The sequence below is a fragment of the Vibrio sp. 10N genome, assembly GCF_036245475.1.
In the GTDB taxonomy this organism is placed as follows: Bacteria; Pseudomonadota; Gammaproteobacteria; order Enterobacterales; family Vibrionaceae; genus Vibrio.
Map to the genome: position 1 here is coordinate 734,244 of NZ_BTPM01000001.1, position 22,797 is coordinate 757,040.

Below are 22,797 nucleotides of genomic sequence, written 5' to 3' on the forward strand. Positions count from 1 at the left end.
AATTTTTCTCCAAGCTAGCTGATAGATTATTCCGTTTAATATTATGATCATTCTAACAGCTAGAGGAGTATTTGATTTAAGGTGATGACTTTTAATACGTTAATCGCTATAGCTTATCTTTTATATGGGTTTGGAATAAGCTGTATATTAGCGCGTTCATAACGTATCCATTTGTTTTGTTTATCCCAGTCGTCTGGCATTTTTGATTTTATTCCAAGCTTACTCATGTATTTACCTTCTTCTTTGGTGATGACAGCAAGAGCACTCATGCTTTGAATGATAATTGCAATGTCTACAGGAGTTGGTTCGTTGTATTCCTGTATTTTATCCATAATGACTTTTACAGGAACACCATGTTCTAAAATTAAATTGTTTGACTCTTTTCCTGCTTCTTTTATGGCTAAAGCCTCAGGGCTAATGAGTGCAGCATTGTTTTTGTTACTGCCATTTAACATTTTACATGGTGTGCTTAATAGAGTCGCTTCCCGTATGGTTTTAAGCAAGGTATAACTAGTGGCACTATTTTTACCACAATGTTTTATTATGCAAGATACAATTTCACAAAAGTTGAGAAACTTTTGTGGTTCTCCAATTTCAAGATGACTTATCTTTTCTAACATTCATGGTTACCGTAAGTTAATATATTGAATTAAAGGCTGGATAATTTGTCTTAATGTATTCTAAAGAGTTTTACAGATAAGTGTAAGCTTGTTCCTGCCGTCTGAGAAAAATTAATATTTTCGGCATCCCTCTTAATGGTTAATTTTTGCACAGCATGAGTGCGGTGTAAAAACAGGCTCAATTTTAGGTCGCACTCTACCTTTGCCAAACTTGGCAGTGAATGTGCCAACATTGACAGTCGATGTGCCAAGTTTGGCAGAAGAAATTTATCTCGATCGGCTGCTTATTTCTTTAATAGAATGCAAATTTTTCAGTCACTCCTTATATTTAATTATAACTTTATAATAGTTATAACGGTTATAAAGTTATAACACAAAAAATAAAATTATTAAATATAAAATTGGATCCTAAATGTGTCATGTGCTGATCTTATTTTATTAACTGATCAATATTGCTAAATGTAGATACTGTTTAGTTTGATTATTTAATTTGTTGGCGGCAGAATTAAATGCTTTACTATTTGAATTTTATTTGATACTTATTTGTATATATTAACTGTTACGTATATTGGAATGTTTATTATGTATAAAGGTCAAACATTATCTTTAAATAAAACAAATAGAAAAGAAGCTTTGAGAGGTTCTCAAAGCAGTAAACAAGTTATTCAGGTTAAAGAGAGCCGTGTTCCTGGTTTGTATGGCTGTAATCGCTATAAGTCATCAAAGAGAAAGATTGAAGATAGCAACCTTACATTCAATCCATTTTAGAGTGACTCTTAATGGTATTAACAAACAGTCGTATGTTGATACCAGCTTTTTTATATCTCAAAAGGTATCAAAAAACTAGCACAATCAATAAATGATACTTATATTTATTGATACTAGGTTATTTGATGCCAGTTTTGAACAAGGAAAATACTGAATGCGGATTTTTTCATATTGTCGAGTATCGACAACAGAGCAGTCCACGGAAAACCAGATAATAGCTATCCGACAGCGAGGATATGAGGTTATTGAATCACGAGTAGTATCTGAAACAGTATCTGGCTCAGTTGAGGCGATGAAGCGAGACAAATTTAAAATGCTGGTGGAGCTTCAGCTTGAATCTGGCGATATGCTGGTGGTTTTAAAGCTAGACCGTTTAGGGCGCGATAACATTGATGTTCAAAAGACGATTACCATGTTAGGAGACAGGGGAGTAAAAGTGGTTTGCTTAGACTTACCTGTTGCAGATTTGTCGAGCGCTGAAGGTAAGCTGATGCTTCAAATGTTCTCGGCGTTTGCTGAATTTGAGCGCAATAGAATCAGGGAGCGAACCAAAGAAGGGTTAGAACGAGCGAAAGCAGAGGGCAAAAAACTTGGAAGACCAGTAGCTCAGGCTACTACGGATTCTGTTCTGGCAAAAAAATCTGAAGGTTTGTCGCAGTCTAAAGTCGCGGAGGTACTTGGTTTGGGTATTGCGACGGTCAAAAGGCATTGGAATAAATGAGGTGATAGGGCAAGGGCTAACAAACTTTTGCCCCATTCCGAGCTAGCGCACTTCTCCGTCAAACTTTAGGGGTGGGTTGATTCACGGATACACGGCAATTGGTGTTGTTCAAAGAGTCATCATCAATACTAAGGAAATGAAAGTTAACTCTGTTGATCGCTGATCTTTAGATCAGTTCCGTTCGCTTATCTGATTGTTCAACTTGCAACCAATTTGTGTAGATACCTATGCTTCTAGGGGCTTTCATCATACTACCGGTTTCACCGGTAGTTTTGATTAAATTGCAGACAGTGTCGATGAATCTGATCGTGAATGTACAGCGAAGTGTACGAAAACATGGCTTTTAATGGACTAACCAGCACTCCACCAAGATGAAGCACTGGTTGTTCTGGAGACATCGAATAGATTTTTTGGTTATTCGTCTTCAGCCATATAGTCTTTGCAAGCAACCGTGTGGATAAGGTCAACACCTTCGATGGTTCGGTCTTCATAGGTTTTACCGTTAAGTATTGCCTGGGTATCACCACACTGAATACCGGTATCTTGCGTTTTAAAATGAAGTATCAGATCTAAGTCACCATCAAGGTCGACGTCTTCCATGTGACCGCCATGCGCGGGAGTGGCACCATCTGGACCAAAGGTCACCGTCGTTGGGTCTACGGCAGCGGCATCGAAAGTATCTGTGGTAAGAACGGCCACTGGGATCTTACCCTTACTCTTGTGATTAACCGGATTGACATTGCTATCGGGCTTGATATCGATATCCACCGCTATGATGCAATCGGGTCGGAAGTCACCACCGTGAGGGCGGGTAAAACCTGTATTACCCACAGGTGTTGCGGCGCCCGTACCGACGTCAATCAGATAGAGTGGAGAGTCGCTGACATAGGCTGTTGCATATAGATTATCGTTGGAATCAAACATGATGCCCATAACCGAGCCTGATGCAACTCCCGTAATAGTGGTCATTGGGGTGGATGCACCCGTGTTAGTATCCAACGTCCATAATCGATTACCAACGGTTGCCCATAACGCTCCGTTACTGTCGAGAGCCAAGTCCATGGTGCTGGCTATCGCTGTATTACCAATGGCCGTCGTGTTGCCGGTGTTCTGGTCGATTTCATACAGAACCCTGTCGTTGTACCCCACTCCATACATTACACCTTCACAAGTGACTTCAAGGCTAATCATATTGGTACCTACGGAACCCACAGGTGTAATGGTTGCAGTATTTTCATCGACAATGGCAAGGGTAGCTCCAGCGCCAGAAAATCCATTAGTGATGGTATACAGAGTGTCGTTGGGGTCAAAAGCAGCTGCCCAGGTCTGATTAGAACCAAATGGACCGATATTCGCTCCCTGACCGGAATTGGCATCTACGATACCTAAAGCCGTACCATCATCATGAGTGGTGAATATTTCGCTGGCAGATATTGTGTGACTAAACACTGCTAGTGGAGCGAGCGCTACTGCTAAGCAGTGTGTCCGGTGTAAGTTTTTCATAACATCCCTCTCTTTTGCCTAAAGGCTTTGTCAGAGCCCTCCTATTGTCACGGGAGAGACTAGGACACCGCTCTGAATAATCTTGCGCAGGGTAGTAAAATTGGAACCGAAGTCGCGATTATTGATAAAGCTATTAGTTGGGGTGGTTTTGAGAGGTAATTTGAGTTGAATCCGCTGCCAGATTTCCTAGAGCCGATGTTTCAGCTCTTCCTGACACCTAATAAATGTGACTGCCAAACTTCATGTTGACCAACAATATTTGGAGGAGGTCAAAATGAGAAAGCTATCTTCTGGGAAATGCAGTGGTGTCAAAAGACCATTTAAGCTCGAAGAGATCTGGCGAATCAGAACTAGGCTAGAGATTGAAAACAATTTTATGCAGCTCGCGTTATTGAACTTAGCCATAGATAGCAAGTTGAGAGCTAGTGACTTGCTAAAGCTACACGTTTACGATGTTTCTTCTCAAGGAGTGATCTATGAAAGGGTTCAGTGCATCCAGCAAAAAACGGGGACCGATGTCCATTATGAGATTACTCCGAGAACACAGCAAAGTATTAGCCGATGGATCTATGCAGCATCCCTAGAGGCAAGTAGTTTTCTATTTCCGAGTAACCGACGTTCAGGGCAACCTATCAGCTACTCATTCTATCGCTCAATTATCAGAAACTGGGCAGCGAAACTTGGATTGAATGCTGACTATTATGGAACTCACTCCATGCGTCGAACTAAAGCTACTTTGATCTATGCCAGAACGAAAAACATTAGGGCGGTTCAGATCCTACTTGGACATTCGAAGGTAGATAACACTATTCGATACCTTGGTGTTGAGCTAGAAGACGCTCTGAGGCTCTCTGAGAAAACAGACTGCTGATAAACACCTCTACAGGCTTTTCTTCGCGTCTGAAAAGCCTGTGCCCCATTTTGTGTTTCACACCATCCTAAAAAATTACGGTCATCCCCTTGAAAAAGGGGATCTCATTCCGCGCGTCGCGAAGTGAATTTACGTGACTTAGTCGAATTTTTTCAGTTACCTACACGCGGTAAGAGATCCTCACTTTCGTGAGGATGACGGCTATATGGGTATGTTAGAAATGAAGGGATGTAGAGAACTTCTGTCCAAAAGTTTGCTGGTGGAGTAGCCACCTGCATTGAGGTGGCTTGTATCTAAATTGCAGACTTTAAGCCAAGCGTTCCCGTTATCGACAGTTTCCCCTTGCTTGCTTCTTCAATATGACCACTCCACCAATACATCATCGGGCGGCGGCGCTCTAGATAGTCAGTTCGGTTGTAAGCACTGCGGACTTGGTTATCATCAACGTGAGCGAGTGCCGCTTCAATTAAGTCAGCTTCAAACCCTTGTTCATTGAGTGTCGTACTCGCAAGCGAACGCAAACCATGACTTACAAGTCGGCCTGCAAAACCCATGCGCTTTAGAGCCATATTGGCGGTTTGGCTATTGCATGGCTTTTTTGGGTCGCGGTCTGACGGGAAGACATAAGCACGATTGCCGCTAATTGGCCTCATGACCTCTAACAGTTCAAGCGCTTGCTCTGTTAAAGGGATACGATGCTCTCTGCGCTTTTTCATTCGTTCCGCTGGGATTACCCATACCTTTTCATCTAGGTCAATCTCATCCCAACGAGCGCCGGAAGCTTCACTAGGGCGTGTCATGGTGTGTAACTGCCACTCTATCAAACATCGTGTGGTACGTTTGATACTGGCGTTAGCAATGGCTGACATGAGCTCAGGAAGCTCAGTTGGAGTGAGCGCAGCCATGTTCTCTTTCTTAGGTTTTTTGAAGGCGGCTTTAATTCCCGTTAGTGGGTTGGCATGGATGAGGCCACAGTTGGTGGCAAAGTTCATGATTTCGTTTAGGCGTTGAGCTAGGCGTTTTACGGTCTCCAAGCTGCCTTTTGCTTCGATAGGTTTAAGCAGTTCAATCACTTGAGGTGCTGTGATTTCTCGTACTGGTATTTCTCCTAAGCGAGCGAAGATGTGCAGCTCTAGAGAGCGCCAGATATCAACGGCGTAGTCTGCGGTCACATCCCCTTTTTTAATCTCAAACCATTCGTTAGCGACATTAAAGAAAGTGTGCTGTTGGATTGCCTTGTGTTCTTGCTGTTCTTGTTTACGCTTTTCCTGCGGGTCGATGCCTTCTGCCAAAAGTTCTTTGGCTTCCATTGTCGCTTTTCGAGCTTTTGCTAAGGGAAGGTCTGGATATTTACCTAAGCTCAAATTAGCACGCTTTCGGCTATTGGGGCGGTAGTAGTTTAGAATCCAATGTTTGGAGCCGTTAGGCTTCACTCTCAAGCGAAGGCCATCACCATCAAAAAGATTGTATTCCTTCTCTTGCGGCTTGGCGGCTTTGATTTCCTTGTCGGTCAGTCTTGTTGTAGTTTTTGCCATAATGGGTACACCAAATTAACGAACTTTAGATAGTGTACCCACGTGTGTACCCATAATGCAAAGAAGTTATTGGATGTTAAAAAACACTAAAATACGCTAAGTCATTGATTTTTATTGACGGCAGGCATAAAAAAAGACGCCCTAGGACGTCTTAATTCATTGAATTGGTGGAGCTGGCGGGAGTTGAACCCGCGTCCAAAAACCATTCATCATTGGTACTACATGCTTAGTCGATCTTTAAATTCACCACCAACCTGCGAACCGACACGCTAGTTAATGGCTAACCTGAATTATAATTCGCCGTTCATCTCTCAGGTGGGAAAATCCGGGCTAGCGCGTTTGGGTTTGATCTCTCGTTGGTCCCCGTCTTACGTGCGGAAGCTAGGGCGAGAGAGCTCTGAGCAGGTTATTAAGCTGCTAGTGCGTAGTTTTCGTCGTTTGCGACTATTTTTTTGCGGCTTTTTACGTGGCCAACCGCCCCACGGCATGCACCTCAGACTGCAAAATTCCTGTCGAATCCTAAATCAGCCCCAAAGTGTTCTTCGCATGTTACCAGAAAAGCTTAGCCTGTCTAGCACTGCGGAGTTTAACTGGTCAGTTTTAGCGCAAATTACTCTTCATGATTCGCGCTTTATCACGTGCCCAATCTTTTTCTTTCAAATCAGCACGTTTGTCGTGAAGCTTTTTACCTTTCGCGACGCCTACTTTGATCTTAGCCCAAGAGCGAGACCAATACATAGTTGTTGCAACAAGCGTCATGCCGTCACGGTTAACGAGACCGATAAGCTTGTCCAGCTCGCGGCGGTGCAAAAGCAGTTTACGCACGCGTGTTGGCTCGGCAACAATGTGAGTTGATGCTTGGTTAAGCGGAATGATTGACATGCCGCTGATGTAAGCTTGGCCATCACGTAGGAAAACGTAGCTCTCAGCGATATTCGCTTTGCCTGAGCGTAGGGATTTTACTTCCCAGCCTTGCAGCTCGATACCAGCTTCGATCTCGTCTTGAATGTGAAATTCGTGGCGAGCTTTCTTGTTCTGAGCGATGGTATTGCTACCCGCTTTATTCTTTGAATTCTTCTTTACCATAATGGCGTCATTATACGGCGAGTTTTTGCGTTTAGGGAAGGGTTTTATTTGCCAACGTTTTGTTTTGTGTGAGCTTGCGTTACGTCCTGATTCTCATAGGGTGTGAGCGTGCTACTTGAGCTAACAGCTGCTTAACAGTAGAATCGGAGGCAACCTTTTAGTTTGGGGAGTTTTTATGCAACAAGTGACTCGCTCAGCACTCGTGATGTTTAGTGCTGATCAAATGTTTAACTTGGTTAATGATGTCGCCAGTTATCCTGATTTTTTGCCGGGCTGTTCAGGTTCGCGTGTACTAGAGACAACGAATTCAGCGATGGTTGCGTCGGTAGACGTTTCTAAGGCAGGGATCAGTAAAACATTTACCACTGCGAATACTTTGGTGCATGGAAGCGAGATTTTAATGGAGCTGGTGGACGGTCCATTTAAAATGCTTAAGGGCGTTTGGTCTTTTATTCCACTGGATGACCAGGCCTGTAAAGTTGAGCTGAAGCTTGAGTTTGAATTCTCAAGTAAAATGATTGAACTGGCATTTGGAAAAATTTTCCACGATGTCACTAGCAATATGGTGAACGCGTTCACTAAGCGTGCCAAAGAGGTCTACACCTATGAGTGCTGATAACCAGCTTATTCATGTAGAGGTGGTTTACGCCTTACCTAATGAACAGCGCGTTTTTCAGTTAGTGGTTAATCACGAGTCAACTGTTGAAGAGATCATCCAAAAGTCGGGCGTATTGTCTGTCTATCCTGAAATAGACTTGTCGGTCAACAAGGTGGGTGTGTTTAGCCGCAACGTAAAGTTGGATGCGACAGTAAGAGATAAAGACCGTATAGAGATTTATCGTCCTCTGCTCGCCGATCCTAAAGAGATCAGGCGAAAACGTGCTGAGCAGGCTAAAAACGCGGGTAAAGCCGATCCAGTGACTGGTGGAAAACCTTCTCCGTTAAGAAAGACTGCTGAGTCAAACTAACACAACGCTTTCCAAAAGACACAAAAAAGCTCGCCTAGGCGAGCTTTTTACATTTTCAACGGGTTAGTTGAGGGCGTCGAAGAAGTTATCACTTGCTTCATAATCGCCAGCGATAGACGCCAATACACCGTTACCATCAAAGTTGACGATGAGATTCTGCTGAACAGAATCGTCGTGCCCCTTAGTCGCATGGTAGATGTAATACCAAGTATTCGGGTAGCCGTTTTCAATTAACATTGGCGAGCCAAGGACGAAGCGAACTTGCTCTTTGGTCATGCCATAACGCAGCTGGTCCACCGCACTCTGTTCAACGAAGTTGCCTTGGTTGATATCAATGCGATAAACGATTTTTTCTATTACTGAACATCCTGTCAGCACACTGAGTGCTAGTGGCAGTGCAAGTAACCACTTCTTAAATTGCATAGCTTTAATTTACAACGTCGATTTGTGAAACTGCAAAGATAATAAACAAGGATGAGCCAGAAGTAAAAACTTGTCTGCGTAAGATTGTCGCTCAAGCTCGGTTTTATGAGTTAAGCAACAATCCTCGGTTAATCTTGGCTTACAAGGGAACTATCTCATCACAGTGTAATCACGCTGCGATCAGTAGTTCTTTAGCATTAGCCAGTGTTGAGTCGGTGATTTGGCTGCCACCAAGTAGGCGAGCAAGTTCACTGATACGCTCTTGCTCGTTCAGAGTCAGCATGCTGGTCTCGGTTTTGTTGGCTTTCGTTGTTTTGGTAACAAACAGTTGCTGATGGCCATGACCAGCCACCTGCGGCAAGTGAGTCACACACAGTACTTGTGTCGATTCACCCAGCTTACGTAGCATTTTACCCACCACTGCGGCAGTAGGTCCGCTGATACCCACATCGACTTCATCGAAGATGAGACTTGGGGTATCGACTTTTTGCGCAGTGATCACTTGGATAGCCAACGAGATCCGCGACAGCTCACCACCCGAGGCAACTTTGGCGATTGGCTGCATTGGTTGACCTGGGTTGGTAGAGACTAAGAACACCACGTTGTCCATGCCTGTCGGGGAAGGGTGATCAGACTGGAATGAGACATCAATGGCGAACTTGGCTTTTTCCATGCTGAGTTCGTGCATGCTTTGGGAAATCAGTTTGTTCAGCTCTTTGGCGTAACGACCTCGAGACTTATTCAGCTTTTCACTGGCTCGTACATAGGCGTCGAAGTGAGCGGCGACTTCTTGTTCCATTTCAGACATTCTTTCATCTGAGCAGTCAAGTGCGTCGATCTGTGCCAATAGATCTTGATGATGTTGGTAAAGCTCTTCTGGCATCACATGATGTTTACGTGCCAGCGACATGATTTTTGAAAAACGCTCTTCCACATAGGCCATGCGTTCTGGATCAACGTCAATCTTGTCGAGGTAATTGCGCAGCTCGGTATTGGCTTCTTCGATTTGAATGATGGCTTCTTCAATCATGTTCGGAAGTGGTGACAGGCTAGAATCGAGTTCAGCAAGTTGCAGAAGTTTGCTGCTGGCTGTTTGCAGCATAGCAAGGGCATTAACCTCGTCACCTTCGTAAATAATGTCGATGGCTTGTTGGCAAGTGACCGCGAGCTCACCGCTGTTAGATAGACGTTTGTGCTCTTGTTCAAGCTCCGGAAACTCCTCTTCGCCAATGGCGAGTTCATTGAGCTCTTTGATTTGATACTCGAGAAGTTGAAGCTGAGCTAGGTTGTTGGCACTGTTCTCTTTAAGCTGGCTTAGGGTGATATCTGCACTGCGCCAGGTTTGGTACTTTGAGCGTACTTGCTTTAGGAGAGTTGTATGACCGGCATACTGATCAAGCAGGCTTAACTGATAGTCGCTTTTCATTAGCTGATGATGAGCGTGCTGTCCATGAATGTTAATGAGTAACTGACCGAGCGACTTCAGTTGTGATAGTGGAACTGGGCTGCCGTTGATAAAGGCGCGCGAACGGCCTTCTTTGGTAATGGTGCGGCGTAAAATGCATTCAGTGCCATCAAACAGGTCATTGTCTTCAAGCCAGCGTGTCGCTTGCTGGTTGTTCTCAATTGCAAAAGCGGCAGTGACTTCGGTTTTGTCTTCACCAGCGCGCACGGCACCAGCATCAGCACGGCCACCCAAACACAGGCCAAGCGCATCGATAGCAATGGATTTACCTGCACCTGTTTCGCCAGTGATGGTTGTCATACCTGTACATAGCTCTAACTGCAGCGATTTTACGATAGCAAAATTATTAACACTTAGATGAGACAGCATTTTTATTACCTGTTTAAATGAACACTACTGTATGTAAATTCAGTATATACTGTTTCTTTATACAGTAAAGTTATACAGGTAAAATTTTATGTGACATGACGCACTGTTGTCAGTTTTTTGAGCGTTGAAGACAAAAAAGCCCCAATGGTTATATTGAGGCTATCTATATGATTAACTTAAAACAGTTTGCTAGACCATCCCAGTTTGTTTCTGAGTACGTGGTAGTAACTGTAGTCTTTAGGGTGAATCAGTTTGAGCACATTTGGGCTTTGATAAATGTGGATCTCGTCACCTGGAGATACTGGAAGAGAGATTTGTCCATCACAGCTCACTTCTTGAGTGCCACGATTGTCAGGTGATACCACCAGTTTGATGCGACAGTTGCCATCTACAACTAATGGGCGGCTGGATAATGTATGTGGAAACATAGGTACCAAGGAGATGGCATTCAGTTGTGATGATAAAATCGGACCGCCACCAGAGAGAGAATAGGCGGTTGAGCCAGTCGGGGTCGATACAATAAGACCATCGGAGCGCAGACTGAAGGCAAAAGAGTCATCAATGTACACTTCGAACTCAATCATATGAGCGACTTGGCCAGGGTGAAGTACGGCTTCATTGAGCGCGGCGTTGTGACTTTTGATTTGACCATGTCGATGAATTTCCGCTTCTAATAGGAAACGTTTTTCTTCGAGATACTCACCATTCAATACCGACTCGAGCGCTGTTTCAAATCCTTCTGGGTTAAGATCGGTCAGAAAGCCTAAGTTACCGCGATTAACACCAATCACCGCGACATCGAAGCGAGACAACACGCGTGCCGCGCCAAGCATATTGCCATCGCCACCAACGACAATCGCTAAGTCAGCTTCGCGACCGATGCGGACAAGGCTGAAAAAGTGTTGTCTTGGGATATCGACAAGAATATCGATGAGCCGATCATCCACAAGAACTTTGTAGCCTTGTGAGGTTAGCCACAAAAACAGCTCTTTATGGGTTTGAATCGCTTGCTGGGCTCGAGGTTTACCTATGATGGCGATCACCTCAAAGGGTTTTTTCATATCACTTCCAAACTATTAGTGCTTGAATCACAAATCTTCATCCCCATAATATACCCAAAGTATGTATATATGCAGTGTTTGGTGCGATTTAGTTCCTAAGAATTGTGGGTGAGTCGTATTATGCATTGCCTTGAAGCGAGTATTCCGGAGAGACCATGAGCAACGAAGAAAACAAGGTAAATCAAGAAGAGCTAAACACCCAAGAAGCGGAAGCAAAACAGGAAGATGCAGAGGTGGTAGGTTCTGACGCTGACGTGGAATGGAACGAAGAATCCGAGCAAGACATTCAAGAAGCTAAGATTGCACAACTAGAAGCAGCCCTTCTGTCTAGCGAAGCAAAAGTGAAAGAGCAGCAAGATTCTGTTCTGCGTGCGAAAGCAGACGTTGAAAACATGCGTCGTCGCACAGAACAAGAAATCGATAAAGCTCGTAAGTACGCACTGAACAAATTTGCTGAAGAATTGCTACCAGTGATTGACAACCTAGAGCGTGCTATCGCGGCAGCAGATGCTGAAAACGAAGCGGTAAAACCGATCGTTGAAGGTGTTGAGATGACGCATAAGACGTTTGTTGATGTGGTTGCTAAGTTTGGTCTGAAAGAGATCAATCCAGAAGGTGAAGCATTCAACCCTGAGCAGCACCAAGCAATGTCTATTCAGGAAAGTGCCGATCATGAGCCAAATACCGTCATGTTTGTTATGCAAAAGGGTTACGAGCTAAATGGCCGTGTTATCCGTCCTGCCATGGTAATGGTGTCAAAGTAGCAGATTATTTCTTGGGGTTGACACTAGAGGTTTATCCCAGAGAATTTGCCTATTCTATAAAATGAAGCCTTATTGGCTTCATTTTTTTTGGTTTATTATTCTGGTTTTTTCTAAAAATACGGAGTTATAAACTTTAAAATTTGGATAGGGAAATGTAAAATTTATGCTTTCATTTTGACTTCAGATCTGTAATATCCCCTGAGCTTTCTATAAATAAGAAAGCAAATAACTATAAAAATGCAGGGACTAAACACAACATTCTGGAGTTTATGAATGAATAAATCACTATCCCAAAAGATCTTTGTAGGTCTATTTGCTGGTCTTTTGATTGGTACAGCTATCCAATACCTTTTCGCAGGTGTTAGCCTTTTTGACCAGTATCTACTTGGTTTTGCAGAAGGCGTGGGCGGCATGTTCGTCTCATTAATCAAACTACTCGTTGTACCTTTGGTATACGTTTCTATCGTTTGCGGTATCGTAGAGCTTAAAGACATCAACTCTTTCGGTCGTCTTGGCGGCAAAACCTTTGCGCTTTATATTCTCAATACTGTCATCGCGATTACTTTTGCACTTGCCATCGGCATGGTCGTTCAGCCGGGTGCGGGTGCTAACTTAGGCGGTACTGTTGCGGAGGCTGTGGCAATCACATCAACGACGACGCCAGATATTTTCTCAATGATCACTAACATTGTACCGAGCAACCCAATTCAGGCGTTTGCTAACGGTGACATGCTACAAATCATCTTTATGGCGATTCTGACAGGTCTAGCTATCCAAGCTCTGGACAAAAAAGGTGGCCCTGCTATCAACGCATTCAAAGTAGCGAATGACGTGATGATGAAGCTGATTGGTCTTGTAATGAGCCTAGCGCCTTACGGTGTATTCGCACTGATGATTCAACTTGGTGCAACGCTTGATGCTAACACGCTAGCATCGGTAGCGGGTTATGTGGCACTAGTAGTAGGTATTCTTGTTCTGTGGATCTTTGTGGTTTACCCACTTATGGTTGGCGCGACGACAAAAATGACGCCAGCACAGTTCATTCGTGCAACTCGTGAGCAAGTTCTATTTTCACTATCAACAGCAAGCTCTAACGCGACGATTCCTGTGACGATGCGTACTTTGACAGACAAGATTGGTGTGTCTAAATCTGTAGCAGGTTTTGGTGTACCACTAGGTGCGACTATGAACATGGCCGGTGCGTCTATCTACATCGCAATTGCGGCTATCTTCATCGCTAATGCCTTTGGTCAGCCTATCCAAATGGGCGATTTGTTTACTCTAGGCTTTACGGTACTTCTACTGTCAATTGGTGCTGGTGGTGTTCCAGGCGGCGGCGTAGTGATGATTGGTGTTATCCTGCACCAACTAGGCTTGCCACCAGAAGGTCTAGCCATTGTTGCTGCAGTTGACCGTATCAACGATATGTTCTGTACTAGCTCAAACGTGGTTGGTGATACCGCAGTAAACACAATTGTTGCTGGTAGCGAAGGTGAAATTGGTGAGCCAGCAGAGCAAGAAGCTGACGCAGTGCTTGCCCAAAGCCGTGCGTAATTAAAAATAGTTTCTCTCGATGATAAACGGAGCCAATTGTGGCTCCGTTTTTTATTTTTCAAACAATTACAACGTTAGGCATTGGGTACAAATGATGTTCAGATGCTCAATGACAACAGAAAAAACTTAAACTTTTTTCACTTTTTCCCTTGAAAAGCATTTTGACGCCCTTATCTATGGGTCATACAGAAAACAAACCTATTGCGAGCGGACAATTTTTGTCGGCTCTCAGCCTCACACTGAGGCAGCAAACGAAACAATAGAATTATTCGGAGATAGCCTGATGGGTAAAATCATTGGTATTGACTTAGGTACTACTAACTCTTGTGTTGCTGTTCTAGACGGCGACAAACCACGCGTAATCGAAAATGCTGAAGGTGAGCGCACAACCGCATCGGTTATCGCATACACAGACGGCGAGACGCTAGTTGGTCAACCTGCAAAACGTCAAGCAGTTACAAACCCAGAGAACACGCTATTTGCTATTAAGCGTCTTATCGGTCGTCGTTTTGAAGACGAAGAAGTTCAGCGTGACATCGAAATCATGCCTTACAAAATCGTTAAGGCTGACAACGGTGATGCATGGGTAGAAGCAAAAGGCCAGCAAATGGCTGCTCCTCAAGTATCTGCTGAAGTACTTAAGAAAATGAAGAAAACTGCAGAAGACTTCCTAGGTGAGGAAGTCACTGGCGCAGTTATCACAGTTCCTGCTTACTTTAACGATGCACAGCGTCAAGCAACGAAAGATGCTGGTCGTATCGCAGGTCTAGAAGTTAAACGTATCATCAACGAACCAACAGCAGCAGCACTTGCTTACGGTCTAGACAAGAAAGGCGGCGACCGCACTATCGCAGTTTACGACCTTGGTGGTGGTACATTCGATATCTCTATCATCGAGATTGACGAAGTTGAAGGCGAGAAAACATTTGAAGTTCTAGCAACTAACGGTGACACGCACCTTGGTGGTGAAGACTTCGATAACCGCATGATCAACTACTTAGTTGAAGAGTTCAAGAAAGAGCAAGGCATCGATCTTAAGAACGACCCTCTAGCAATGCAGCGTGTTAAAGAAGCAGCAGAAAAAGCGAAAATCGAGCTTTCTTCTACTTCTCAAACTGACGTAAACCTACCGTACGTGACTGCAGATGCAACTGGTCCTAAGCACATGAACGTAAAAGTGACTCGTGCGAAACTAGAATCTCTAGTTGAAGACCTAGTACAACGTTCTCTTGAGCCACTAAAAGTTGCTCTAGCAGATGCTGATCTATCAGTAAGCGACATCAACGACGTAATCCTAGTTGGTGGTCAAACTCGTATGCCTATGGTTCAAGCGAAAGTGGCTGAGTTCTTCGGTAAAGAAGCTCGCCGTGACGTGAACCCAGATGAAGCAGTAGCAATGGGTGCTGCAGTTCAAGGTGGTGTACTAGCGGGTGATGTTAAAGACGTACTTCTACTAGACGTTACTCCTCTGTCTCTAGGTATCGAGACAATGGGCGGCGTAATGACTAAGCTAGTTGAGAAGAACACAACTATCCCAACGAAAGCGAACCAAGTTTTCTCTACAGCAGAAGACAACCAGAACGCGGTAACTATCCATGTTCTTCAAGGTGAGCGTAAGCAAGCGATGTACAACAAGTCTCTAGGTCAATTCAACCTAGAAGGCATTCAAGCTGCACCTCGTGGTATGCCTCAAATCGAAGTGACTTTCGACCTAGATGCGGATGGTATCCTGCACGTATCTGCGAAAGACAAGTCGACGGGTAAAGAGCAGAAGATCACTATCCAAGCGTCTGGCGGTCTGAGCGATGAAGACATCGAGAAAATGGTACAAGAAGCAGAAGCTAACAAAGAAGCGGACAAGAAGTTCGAAGAGCTAGCAACTGCACGTAACCAAGCTGACCAAATGATTCACGGTACTCGTAAGCAAGTAGAAGAAGCTGGTGAAGCGCTACCTGCAGAAGAGAAAGAGAAGATCGAAGCTGCAATCACTGAGCTAGAAGAAGCTCGCAAAGGTGAAGACAAAGAAGCGATTGACGCGAAAGTTCAAGCGCTAATGGCAGCAGCTCAGAAGCTAATGGAAATCGCACAGCAGCAAGCTCAAGCACAAGGTGCTGGCGCTGAAGCTGGCGAACAGCCTAAGCAAGACGACGATGTTGTTGATGCTGAGTTCGAAGAAGTAAAAGACGAGAAAAAATAATTCTCGTCGCTAGAAGACCCAATCTCGGCGTCGATGATGCTCATTTGCCCTTCTCTTTGAAGAATAGGTAAACTTCGCAGCATCTCCTTGAGCTTGAGCCTTCTAGCTTAGAGAATTCTCTCTTCTGGGTTCTCGAAAAGTGATTGTTGCGGGCGTTTGGGGTAACCTTTACGCCCGCAAATTTGTAAACATTGTCGCTCTAGATAAGGAAACTACCTCCAAGGACCAAGGACCAAGGACCAAGGACCAAGGACCAAGGACCAAGGACCAAGGACCAAGGACCAAAATCTTTATCTAGAACGATACAATCCCCAAACAGCGTCGGGCTGTTTGTCGAAGTAATTGGTAACAAGCAATATGTCAAAACGTGATTTTTACGAAGTATTAGGCGTTGATCGTGACGCATCAGAGCGCGACATCAAGAAGGCGTATAAGCGTCTTGCGATGAAGTATCACCCAGATAGAAACCAAGGTGATGAAGCAGCAGCTGAGAAGTTTAAAGAAGTAAAAGAAGCGTACGAGATCCTAACTGAGCCTCAGAAGAAAGCAGCCTACGACCAATACGGTCACGCAGCCTTTGAACAAGGTGGCATGGGTGGCGGCGGCTTCGGCGGCGGCGGTGCTGATTTCGGTGACATCTTCGGTGACGTATTTGGTGATATCTTTGGTGGCGGTCGTCGTGGCGGCGGTGGTCATCGTGCACAGCGTGGTGCAGACTTGCGCTACAACATGGAGCTAACGCTAGAAGAAGCGGTTCGCGGTATTTCTAAAGAGATTGAAGTCCCAACGCTGGTTGAGTGTGAGACGTGTGACGGCTCTGGCTCGAAGAAAGGTTCTTCACCACAAACCTGTGGCACCTGTCATGGTCATGGCCAAGTTCAAATGCGCCAAGGCTTCTTTGCGGTTCAGCAAACCTGTCCAACCTGTAGCGGTACCGGTAAGATCATTAAAGACCCATGTAACAGCTGTCATGGTCAAGGTCGCGTACAGAAGACTAAGACGCTTAATGTTAAGATCCCTGCTGGCGTGGATACAGGCGATCGCATTCGTCTATCTGGCGAAGGTGAAGCGGGCGAGCATGGTGCACCAGCAGGTGACTTGTATGTACAAGTACACGTAAAAGAGCACCACATCTTTGAGCGTGAAGGCAACAACCTGTACTGTGAAGTGCCAGTGAGCTTTGCTCAAGCTGCTCTGGGCGGCGAAGTAGAAGTTCCAACGCTAGACGGCCGTGTCAGCCTGAAAGTGCCAGAAGAAACGCAAACTGGTCGCATGTTCCGTATGCGTGGTAAAGGCGTGAAAGGCGTTCGTGGTGGCGGTGTGGGTGACCTAATCGTGAAGCTTGTGGTCGAAACGCCAGTGAAACTAAGCGCACGTCAGAAAGAACTTTTGCACGAGTTTGAAGAGTCATGTGGCGGCGATGCGGCGAACACGCATAAGCCAAAATCAGAAGGTTTCTTCAATGGTGTGAAGAAGTTCTTCGATGATTTAACTAGCTAAACGCTCGCAAATCTAAATTAAATCGGCCCGCGATAATGAACGTTATCGCGGGCCGATTGCTTTTTTAGCTGATGCTATTTCGATACTCTGCGTTACCAGCACGCCAATGGCGTCACATCGCCATTGGACGTCAAGCTCATGGTTTTATCCGCCTCAAGGCAGCTATCGTCAGATTGGCGGGTGGTCGTCTGCGCGATAGCTTTAATGGTATAGGCGGCGCCAGCGCTGCTCACGACTTCAAATTGATAGCGGTTGACCTGCGACTCACACACAGTACAACTTCCTCCAGAAATGACAGACGCAAAGTTGTAGCCACTGCTATAGGTGCGTTCGAGTTCCAACTGCATTTCCAGTAAATCACCCAGCGCAATCATTCGATGACTTTCTCGCACTTGTTGCGTGTAGTTTGGGTAGGCCACAGAAGTCAGAATGCCGAGTATGGCTAACGTGATCAATAATTCGATCAACGTCAAACCTCTTTGTCTGCTCCCGCCTTGTTTGCATTTCATTATTTTAAGTCAATCCAACCGACTATTTTAAAAGACTTTTCTAGTGTTCTCTGCTGCTAGGATTAACGCAAGTAGATAGGTTTGTTTGTTACCAGTTTCATAGGATTTTGGGAAATGGTTCGCGGCTTTACGTTTTTGGAATTGATCATCACTGTCCTGATCTCGGGCATCGTCCTGATGGCGATGGCACCGACGTTCACCGATGTCTCCAAGTCGAATAAAGTCAAGCGTGCGGCTCTTGAACTATATGGTGTAATCGTTCAAACACAAGCAGAAGCGATATTACGTAACGAACCATTGTGGCTGCACTTTGAAGGCTTACCCGATGGTGCATCTGATGGTAATTGGACGGCGGTGGTTGCCAACAAAGATAGTCTGTCTGATAGCAATGTAACGCGGCTATTCACTATGTCCGGAGCGCCATTTGATGGCACGACTATTGAGCTTAATTTTAATGGTGAACAGCTCAAAATTGATCACATTACTGGCGCAGCGCGCGCACCAGGCAACATCACGATTAAACCTTATCCCCGCAGTGAAAAACTCGCCAAGATTGTCAGTGATGCAGCATCGGGGAGGGTTCGAGTTTGTCAAAGTGGTGGTGAATATGGGTTAGGGGGTTGCTAGGATGAAGCGTCAGAAAGGCATTACTATCATCGAAATGCTGGTGGCATCGGCGGCTGGCATTATGGCGATTTCTCTTGTGGGCTCTTTGTATGTATCGGTGCAAAACCACGCCTCAGATCGCTCTCAACTGTTACTTCTCAACCAAGCCCTCGCAACGACGGCACGCCGTATCCAAAACGACATGCTCCGTGCTGGTTACAATGGTGAGGAAAGCAACAGCTGGGTGCCTTTTGGAGCGAGCACTACCATTTATGTGTCTCAGAGCGGGGCGGTGGCGCAGTATGCGTATCGAGATGATAGGGGAGAAGCACCGATTGAGAATGTTGTGTGGCAGTTCTCAGAAGAGGCTGGGAAATTGTCAATTTGCCGAGCTAAAACGAGCATTTCGACTGGAACGAAAACGACCGCATTCTCTAACTCGACAGGTTGCACGTCCATTTTTGAACCTAACCTTATTAAAGTAAACGATTTTTCTTTGGTGACGAATACGGTAGGGAGTAATAGCGCCACCCACCAATATATCAATCTAACCATCGATGCAGAACTAAGAGGCAACCCTAGTATATTCAGCTCGTTAACACGTCAGTTCATGGTGAGGAATGGCCAATGAAAAAGCAGAGCGGCGTTATTGCTTTAATGACCACAAGCTTACTACTGGTTGTTGCGCTTGTGGTGACAATGGGGGCTTATAAGACCTCCCTGTATGAGATCAAGCGAGCTCAGAATGAGGTAGAGTCGCGTAAAAACTATTGGAAAGCGGAAGGATTATTAGAGTGTACGCTAGGGTACCTTCGATCTTCAGGGGAAGGTGTAGATGTTCTTGAAGATACGGCAAGTCGACCAGAAGACTTCACAGCTGGATGTATAGCAAATCGAGGAAATATCTCCTTGGTGGTTTCGAAAGGCACTGACTATGTCCTCACTGCGACATCAAATACAAGCACACTTACTCGAGCAATGGTTAATGGTGTGAGTCAACCTAAAGGGGCCATCCAAGTTAGCGGTGATTTGGAGATGGTAGGAACGGTTACTATAACCCCAAGTGTTGGTGCTAAGGTAGCGGGTGAGCTTGAGGAAAAGTACGAATGTACTAGCGTCCGGTTTTCTGATTCCTTTACCTTTAGGTATGATTCTGTTCAGGGGTTTGACCAGCTCGAGTACGGTTATTCGACATCGTCTTTAAACGCTGACAAGAACTGCCACGATGATTACGTGACGGCGCTAGGTAAAGATAGTGCTGCGGTATCTATAGATGCTTCAAACCCTATGGGGTCTCCAGCATTTGCGAAGGACTTTTTACCCGATACAAAAATGGACCTGTTTAGAGAGTTATTTGGTGTTTCGGGAAACAAACAGAATGTTGCGACAATATCTGGCAATTCCGAGATGTTTGTTAAGAAAGTCGTTTCTGGAAGCGATTGCGGGACATTGATTAGCAATCACTTTAGCAGTACTGAAAAACTCGGTCTTTGGCTTGTGGGAAACTGTGAGATTTCAGGTGCAGTTAATGAAACAGGAACTCAAGGGCAGATGCTGGTTATTGAGAATGGAGCCTTTGCTTTGTTTGGAGCATTTGCTTTTAATGGTCTTGTTTATCATAAAGTAGATTCAACGGATAAGTCAGTTTCCTCTTCTATCAAGAATTTTTGGCAGAAAAAGCGAGACACTGAAACTGTTTACAAACCGTACATTACTAATGATACGGTCGGTGTTCAGTTCTATTCTAGCGCACCAAATGGTGGCTTGATCATTGATACTAAGGGCGGTAGATCAACGCTGGTTGGTGATATGAACCTTAACTTCAATGCTGGCTATCGTCCAACTTTCCTGAAAGGAGCTTACACCTGGAAAAAAGGAGCCTGGCGTGATTTCTAAGCAACGTGGTTTTAGTCTTGTTGAAGTTATGATTGCCATTTGTCTAGTTGGTGTTGGAGCGCTTGGTTTGGTGAAGATGCAAGCGTATATTGAGCAGCGTTCAAACTATGCGTACAACAGCATTCAAGCCTTAGGGTTGGCGGAAGCGAAGCTCGAGTGGTTTCGAACCCGTGGCGCGGATAGTGCCCATTCCGATATGGTAGTGGCCGACTTTGATACTGACATCGTAACAGGCTCCGAAAATCATCCTCCATATGTTCTTAGCTGGCGCGTTCCCAGCACCTCTATGGAAGGTAATGTCAAAACGGTTGAAGTGGATGTCGATTGGACAGACCGGTTAGGTGAGTCGCGACGTCTAAGTTTGAAAACTCAGATCTCACGTTATAGCGAGTTTGATTAGCCGCCAAAGCGTCTCAAAGCCCACGCTTGATTTGTTAAATATTTACACGCTCTTTCCCTGCTGTTAATCCTCTGAATCATAAGCCAATACAGAAACACGCCTACCTATGCAGCGCTGCTGTAGTGCTTCTCCCTTTTCGATTGCGCCCTATTTATAAGCTATCTTTATATTATCGGGTGTTTTACGTGCTAGTTAGATAATTGTTTTGCAATTGTGCATTTTTGTGTTGGTTAAATGTTATGTTAATCGGTGTTTTTTGCAAAATAAGTCTACAAATATGGAAAAAGTTCCGAATTATCTACTCTTTTCATCTTTTTTAAATAAAATAGTCACGCAGATTTTATGTCACAGTGAAACTTGCCTTGAGATTCACAAATAACAACATCACACACACGGAGTTACCATGAGTAACCAATCGATTAATCAAGCGCCTGCTCCAAAGCCGACTGGAATGGATCGCTTTTTAAACTTTATTGAGAAAGCGGGTAATAAGATCCCAGATCCTGCTATTCTGTTTTTCTGGGCACTCGTTATTGTTTGGGTTGCATCAGCACTTTTATCTAATGTCAGTTTCGATCTGATTAACCCACGTACCGGTACACCTCTAGAAGTGACTAACCTTCTAACGGGTGAAGCGCTAGCAAGTTTCCTTGCTAACATGGTTACGACGTTCACAGGCTTTGCTCCACTGGGTATCGTACTGGTTGCGATGCTAGGTGTAGGTGTGGCTGACTCTTCAGGCTTCATCACAACTGGCCTTAAGAAGATGCTGAACTTCACGCCAGCGAAACTGCTAACACCTATGCTGATTCTTGTTGCGATCGTATCGCACACAGCAGCGGATGCAGGCTACGTTCTGGTTATTCCTCTAGGTGGCATCATCTTCCACGCAGCAGGTCGTCACCCACTAGCGGGTATCGCAGCAGCGTTTGCTGGTGTATCAGGTGGTTTCTCTGCAAACTTTATCCCTTCAGGTATCGATCCACTACTAGCAGGTTTCACGCAAACTTCTGCTCAGGTTCTTGACCCTGAATACATCGTTAACCCACTAGCAAACATCTTCTTCACTGGTCTATCTTCAGTGATCATTGTTGCTATCGGTTGGTATGTAACAGAGAAAATCATTGAGCCACGCCTAGTAAACACACCTGTTGATGAAGATGCTGAAGAAGCACCAGATCTAGGTACGTTCACAGAGACAGAATCAAAAGCGTTCCGCGCAGCAGGTTGGTCAATGATGGCGGGTATCGCATTGCTTGTTGCTGCGATCATTCCAGAGACATCAGCGCTTCGTTCTCCAGAAGGTGAGATTACTGCGTTCTCTGCACCGCTAATGAAGTCTATCGTTCCATTGATCTTCATTCTGTTCATCATCCCAGGCTACGTATACGGCCGTGTAGCGGGTACGTTCAAGACTAGCAACGATGTCATCAAAGCGATGTCAGACACAATGGCAACGATGGGTGCATACATCGTAATGTCGTTCTTCTGTGCACAGTTCCTATCTGCATTTGGTCAGTCAAACATTGGTACTATGCTGGCGCTCTACGGTGCTGAAGGTCTGAAAGCGATGAACCTACCAGGTCAGGCGACTATCGTTGGTATGATTCTACTGACTGCATTTGTTAACCTACTGGTTGGCTCTGCATCAGCGAAATGGGCACTGATTGGTCCAATCCTAGTTCCAATGCTAATGGCGGTTGGTATCTCTCCTGAGCTATCTCAAGCGGCTTACCGTGTTGGTGACTCTGTATCGAACATCATCTCTCCACTGATGGTATTCTTCCCGCTGGTTGTGGTTTACTGCCAACGCTACGTGAAGTCTACAGGTATCGGTACGCTAGCTTCTCTAATGATGCCATTCTCAATCGCTATGCTGATTGGTTGGACTATCTTCTTGCTAGCTTACTGGGCTCTAGGTATCCCACTAGGTATCCAAGCGCCATACACTTACACTATGTAAGCTAAAAGATATCAAAAA

Annotated in this window: 22 protein-coding genes and 1 other RNA gene; 14 read left to right on the plus strand and 9 right to left on the minus strand. The window is 44.9% G+C overall.

Going from position 1 to position 22,797, the window contains the following annotated elements; translation table 11 throughout:
* Positions 1-113: 113 nt before the first annotated feature.
* A complete protein-coding gene (locus AAA946_RS03535) occupies positions 114-620 on the minus strand; it encodes a hypothetical protein (protein WP_338163643.1) in 507 nt (168 codons plus the stop codon).
* A gap of 582 nt (positions 621-1,202) precedes the next feature.
* Here AAA946_RS03535 and AAA946_RS03540 point away from each other — a divergent pair.
* Entirely contained in the window at positions 1,203-1,388 is a 186-nt protein-coding gene (locus tag AAA946_RS03540; RefSeq protein ID WP_338163644.1) for a hypothetical protein, read from the plus strand.
* A 154-nt stretch (positions 1,389-1,542) separates the two neighbouring features.
* A complete protein-coding gene (locus tag AAA946_RS03545) occupies positions 1,543-2,109 on the plus strand; it encodes a recombinase family protein (RefSeq protein ID WP_338163645.1) in 567 nt (188 codons plus the stop codon).
* A gap of 414 nt (positions 2,110-2,523) precedes the next feature.
* Here the strand turns inward: AAA946_RS03545 and AAA946_RS03550 are convergent, their stop codons facing one another.
* Entirely contained in the window at positions 2,524-3,612 is a 1,089-nt protein-coding gene (locus AAA946_RS03550) for a hypothetical protein (RefSeq protein ID WP_338163646.1), read from the minus strand.
* A 274-nt stretch (positions 3,613-3,886) separates the two neighbouring features.
* On the opposite strand from AAA946_RS03550, the gene AAA946_RS03555 reads away from it, so the two are divergent.
* Entirely contained in the window at positions 3,887-4,483 is a 597-nt protein-coding gene (locus tag AAA946_RS03555; protein ID WP_338163647.1) for a tyrosine-type recombinase/integrase, read from the plus strand.
* 293 nt (positions 4,484-4,776) lie between these two features.
* On the opposite strand, the gene AAA946_RS03560 is transcribed toward AAA946_RS03555, so the two are convergent.
* The 3 genes from AAA946_RS03560 to smpB form a co-directional block, all read right to left on the minus strand.
* On the minus strand, positions 4,777-6,018 hold the full coding sequence (locus tag AAA946_RS03560; protein WP_338163648.1) for an integrase domain-containing protein: 1,242 nt from the start codon (positions 6,016-6,018) through the stop codon (positions 4,777-4,779).
* A 165-nt stretch (positions 6,019-6,183) separates the two neighbouring features.
* Positions 6,184-6,550, minus strand: a transfer-messenger RNA (tmRNA) gene (ssrA, locus tag AAA946_RS03565).
* Between the two features lie 68 nt (positions 6,551-6,618).
* Positions 6,619-7,104, minus strand: coding sequence for an SsrA-binding protein SmpB (gene smpB / locus AAA946_RS03570; RefSeq protein WP_112460957.1), 486 nt, complete (start codon positions 7,102-7,104; stop codon positions 6,619-6,621).
* A 175-nt stretch (positions 7,105-7,279) separates the two neighbouring features.
* Here smpB and AAA946_RS03575 point away from each other — a divergent pair, with 175 nt between their 5' ends.
* On the plus strand, positions 7,280-7,720 hold the full coding sequence (locus AAA946_RS03575) for an SRPBCC family protein (RefSeq protein ID WP_338163649.1): 441 nt from the start codon (positions 7,280-7,282) through the stop codon (positions 7,718-7,720).
* A complete protein-coding gene (locus AAA946_RS03580; RefSeq protein ID WP_338163650.1) occupies positions 7,710-8,072 on the plus strand; it encodes an RnfH family protein in 363 nt (120 codons plus the stop codon). Before AAA946_RS03575 ends, AAA946_RS03580 begins: the two co-directional genes overlap by 11 nt.
* Before the next feature lie 63 nt (positions 8,073-8,135).
* Here the strand turns inward: AAA946_RS03580 and bamE are convergent, their stop codons facing one another.
* From bamE to nadK, 3 genes are all read right to left on the minus strand, one after another.
* Complete coding sequence (gene bamE, locus AAA946_RS03585; protein ID WP_112478609.1) at positions 8,136-8,495, minus strand: outer membrane protein assembly factor BamE; 360 nt, start codon at positions 8,493-8,495, stop codon at positions 8,136-8,138.
* Between the two features lie 169 nt (positions 8,496-8,664).
* The gene (recN, locus tag AAA946_RS03590; RefSeq protein WP_338163651.1) at positions 8,665-10,329 is read right to left on the minus strand and encodes a DNA repair protein RecN; all 1,665 of its coding nucleotides are present in this window, start codon (positions 10,327-10,329) and stop codon (positions 8,665-8,667) included.
* A 176-nt stretch (positions 10,330-10,505) separates the two neighbouring features.
* Entirely contained in the window at positions 10,506-11,390 is an 885-nt protein-coding gene (nadK, locus tag AAA946_RS03595; protein ID WP_338163652.1) for an NAD(+) kinase, read from the minus strand.
* A gap of 155 nt (positions 11,391-11,545) precedes the next feature.
* Here nadK and grpE point away from each other — a divergent pair, with 155 nt between their 5' ends.
* The 4 genes from grpE to dnaJ all read left to right on the plus strand — a co-directional run bounded on the left by grpE (position 11,546) and on the right by dnaJ (position 17,405).
* Entirely contained in the window at positions 11,546-12,154 is a 609-nt protein-coding gene (gene grpE / locus AAA946_RS03600) for a nucleotide exchange factor GrpE (RefSeq protein WP_042500822.1), read from the plus strand.
* Between the two features lie 273 nt (positions 12,155-12,427).
* Positions 12,428-13,708 (plus strand): dicarboxylate/amino acid:cation symporter, encoded by a 1,281-nt coding sequence (locus tag AAA946_RS03605; RefSeq protein ID WP_338163653.1) that lies wholly within the window; start codon positions 12,428-12,430, stop codon positions 13,706-13,708.
* A gap of 283 nt (positions 13,709-13,991) precedes the next feature.
* Positions 13,992-15,905 (plus strand): molecular chaperone DnaK, encoded by a 1,914-nt coding sequence (dnaK, locus tag AAA946_RS03610; RefSeq protein WP_103881154.1) that lies wholly within the window; start codon positions 13,992-13,994, stop codon positions 15,903-15,905.
* 357 nt (positions 15,906-16,262) lie between these two features.
* The gene (gene dnaJ, locus AAA946_RS03615; RefSeq protein ID WP_338163654.1) at positions 16,263-17,405 is read left to right on the plus strand and encodes a molecular chaperone DnaJ; all 1,143 of its coding nucleotides are present in this window, start codon (positions 16,263-16,265) and stop codon (positions 17,403-17,405) included.
* 92 nt (positions 17,406-17,497) lie between these two features.
* On the opposite strand, the gene AAA946_RS03620 is transcribed toward dnaJ, so the two are convergent.
* On the minus strand, positions 17,498-17,914 hold the full coding sequence (locus AAA946_RS03620; protein ID WP_338163655.1) for a type IV pilin protein: 417 nt from the start codon (positions 17,912-17,914) through the stop codon (positions 17,498-17,500).
* A 114-nt stretch (positions 17,915-18,028) separates the two neighbouring features.
* On the opposite strand from AAA946_RS03620, the gene AAA946_RS03625 reads away from it, so the two are divergent.
* The 5 genes from AAA946_RS03625 to AAA946_RS03645 all read left to right on the plus strand — a co-directional run bounded on the left by AAA946_RS03625 (position 18,029) and on the right by AAA946_RS03645 (position 22,779).
* Positions 18,029-18,541, plus strand: a complete 513-nt coding sequence (locus AAA946_RS03625; RefSeq protein WP_338163656.1) for a GspH/FimT family pseudopilin — start codon at positions 18,029-18,031, stop codon at positions 18,539-18,541.
* A 1-nt stretch (position 18,542) separates the two neighbouring features.
* Entirely contained in the window at positions 18,543-19,151 is a 609-nt protein-coding gene (locus AAA946_RS03630; RefSeq protein ID WP_338163657.1) for a PilW family protein, read from the plus strand.
* Positions 19,148-20,416 (plus strand): hypothetical protein, encoded by a 1,269-nt coding sequence (locus AAA946_RS03635; RefSeq protein ID WP_338163658.1) that lies wholly within the window; start codon positions 19,148-19,150, stop codon positions 20,414-20,416. The genes AAA946_RS03630 and AAA946_RS03635 overlap by 4 nt, the downstream gene beginning before the upstream one ends.
* Positions 20,406-20,816, plus strand: coding sequence for a type IV pilus modification PilV family protein (locus tag AAA946_RS03640; RefSeq protein WP_338163659.1), 411 nt, complete (start codon positions 20,406-20,408; stop codon positions 20,814-20,816). Before AAA946_RS03635 ends, AAA946_RS03640 begins: the two co-directional genes overlap by 11 nt.
* A gap of 403 nt (positions 20,817-21,219) precedes the next feature.
* Positions 21,220-22,779 (plus strand): AbgT family transporter, encoded by a 1,560-nt coding sequence (locus tag AAA946_RS03645; protein ID WP_338163660.1) that lies wholly within the window; start codon positions 21,220-21,222, stop codon positions 22,777-22,779.
* Positions 22,780-22,797: the final 18 nt, after the last annotated feature.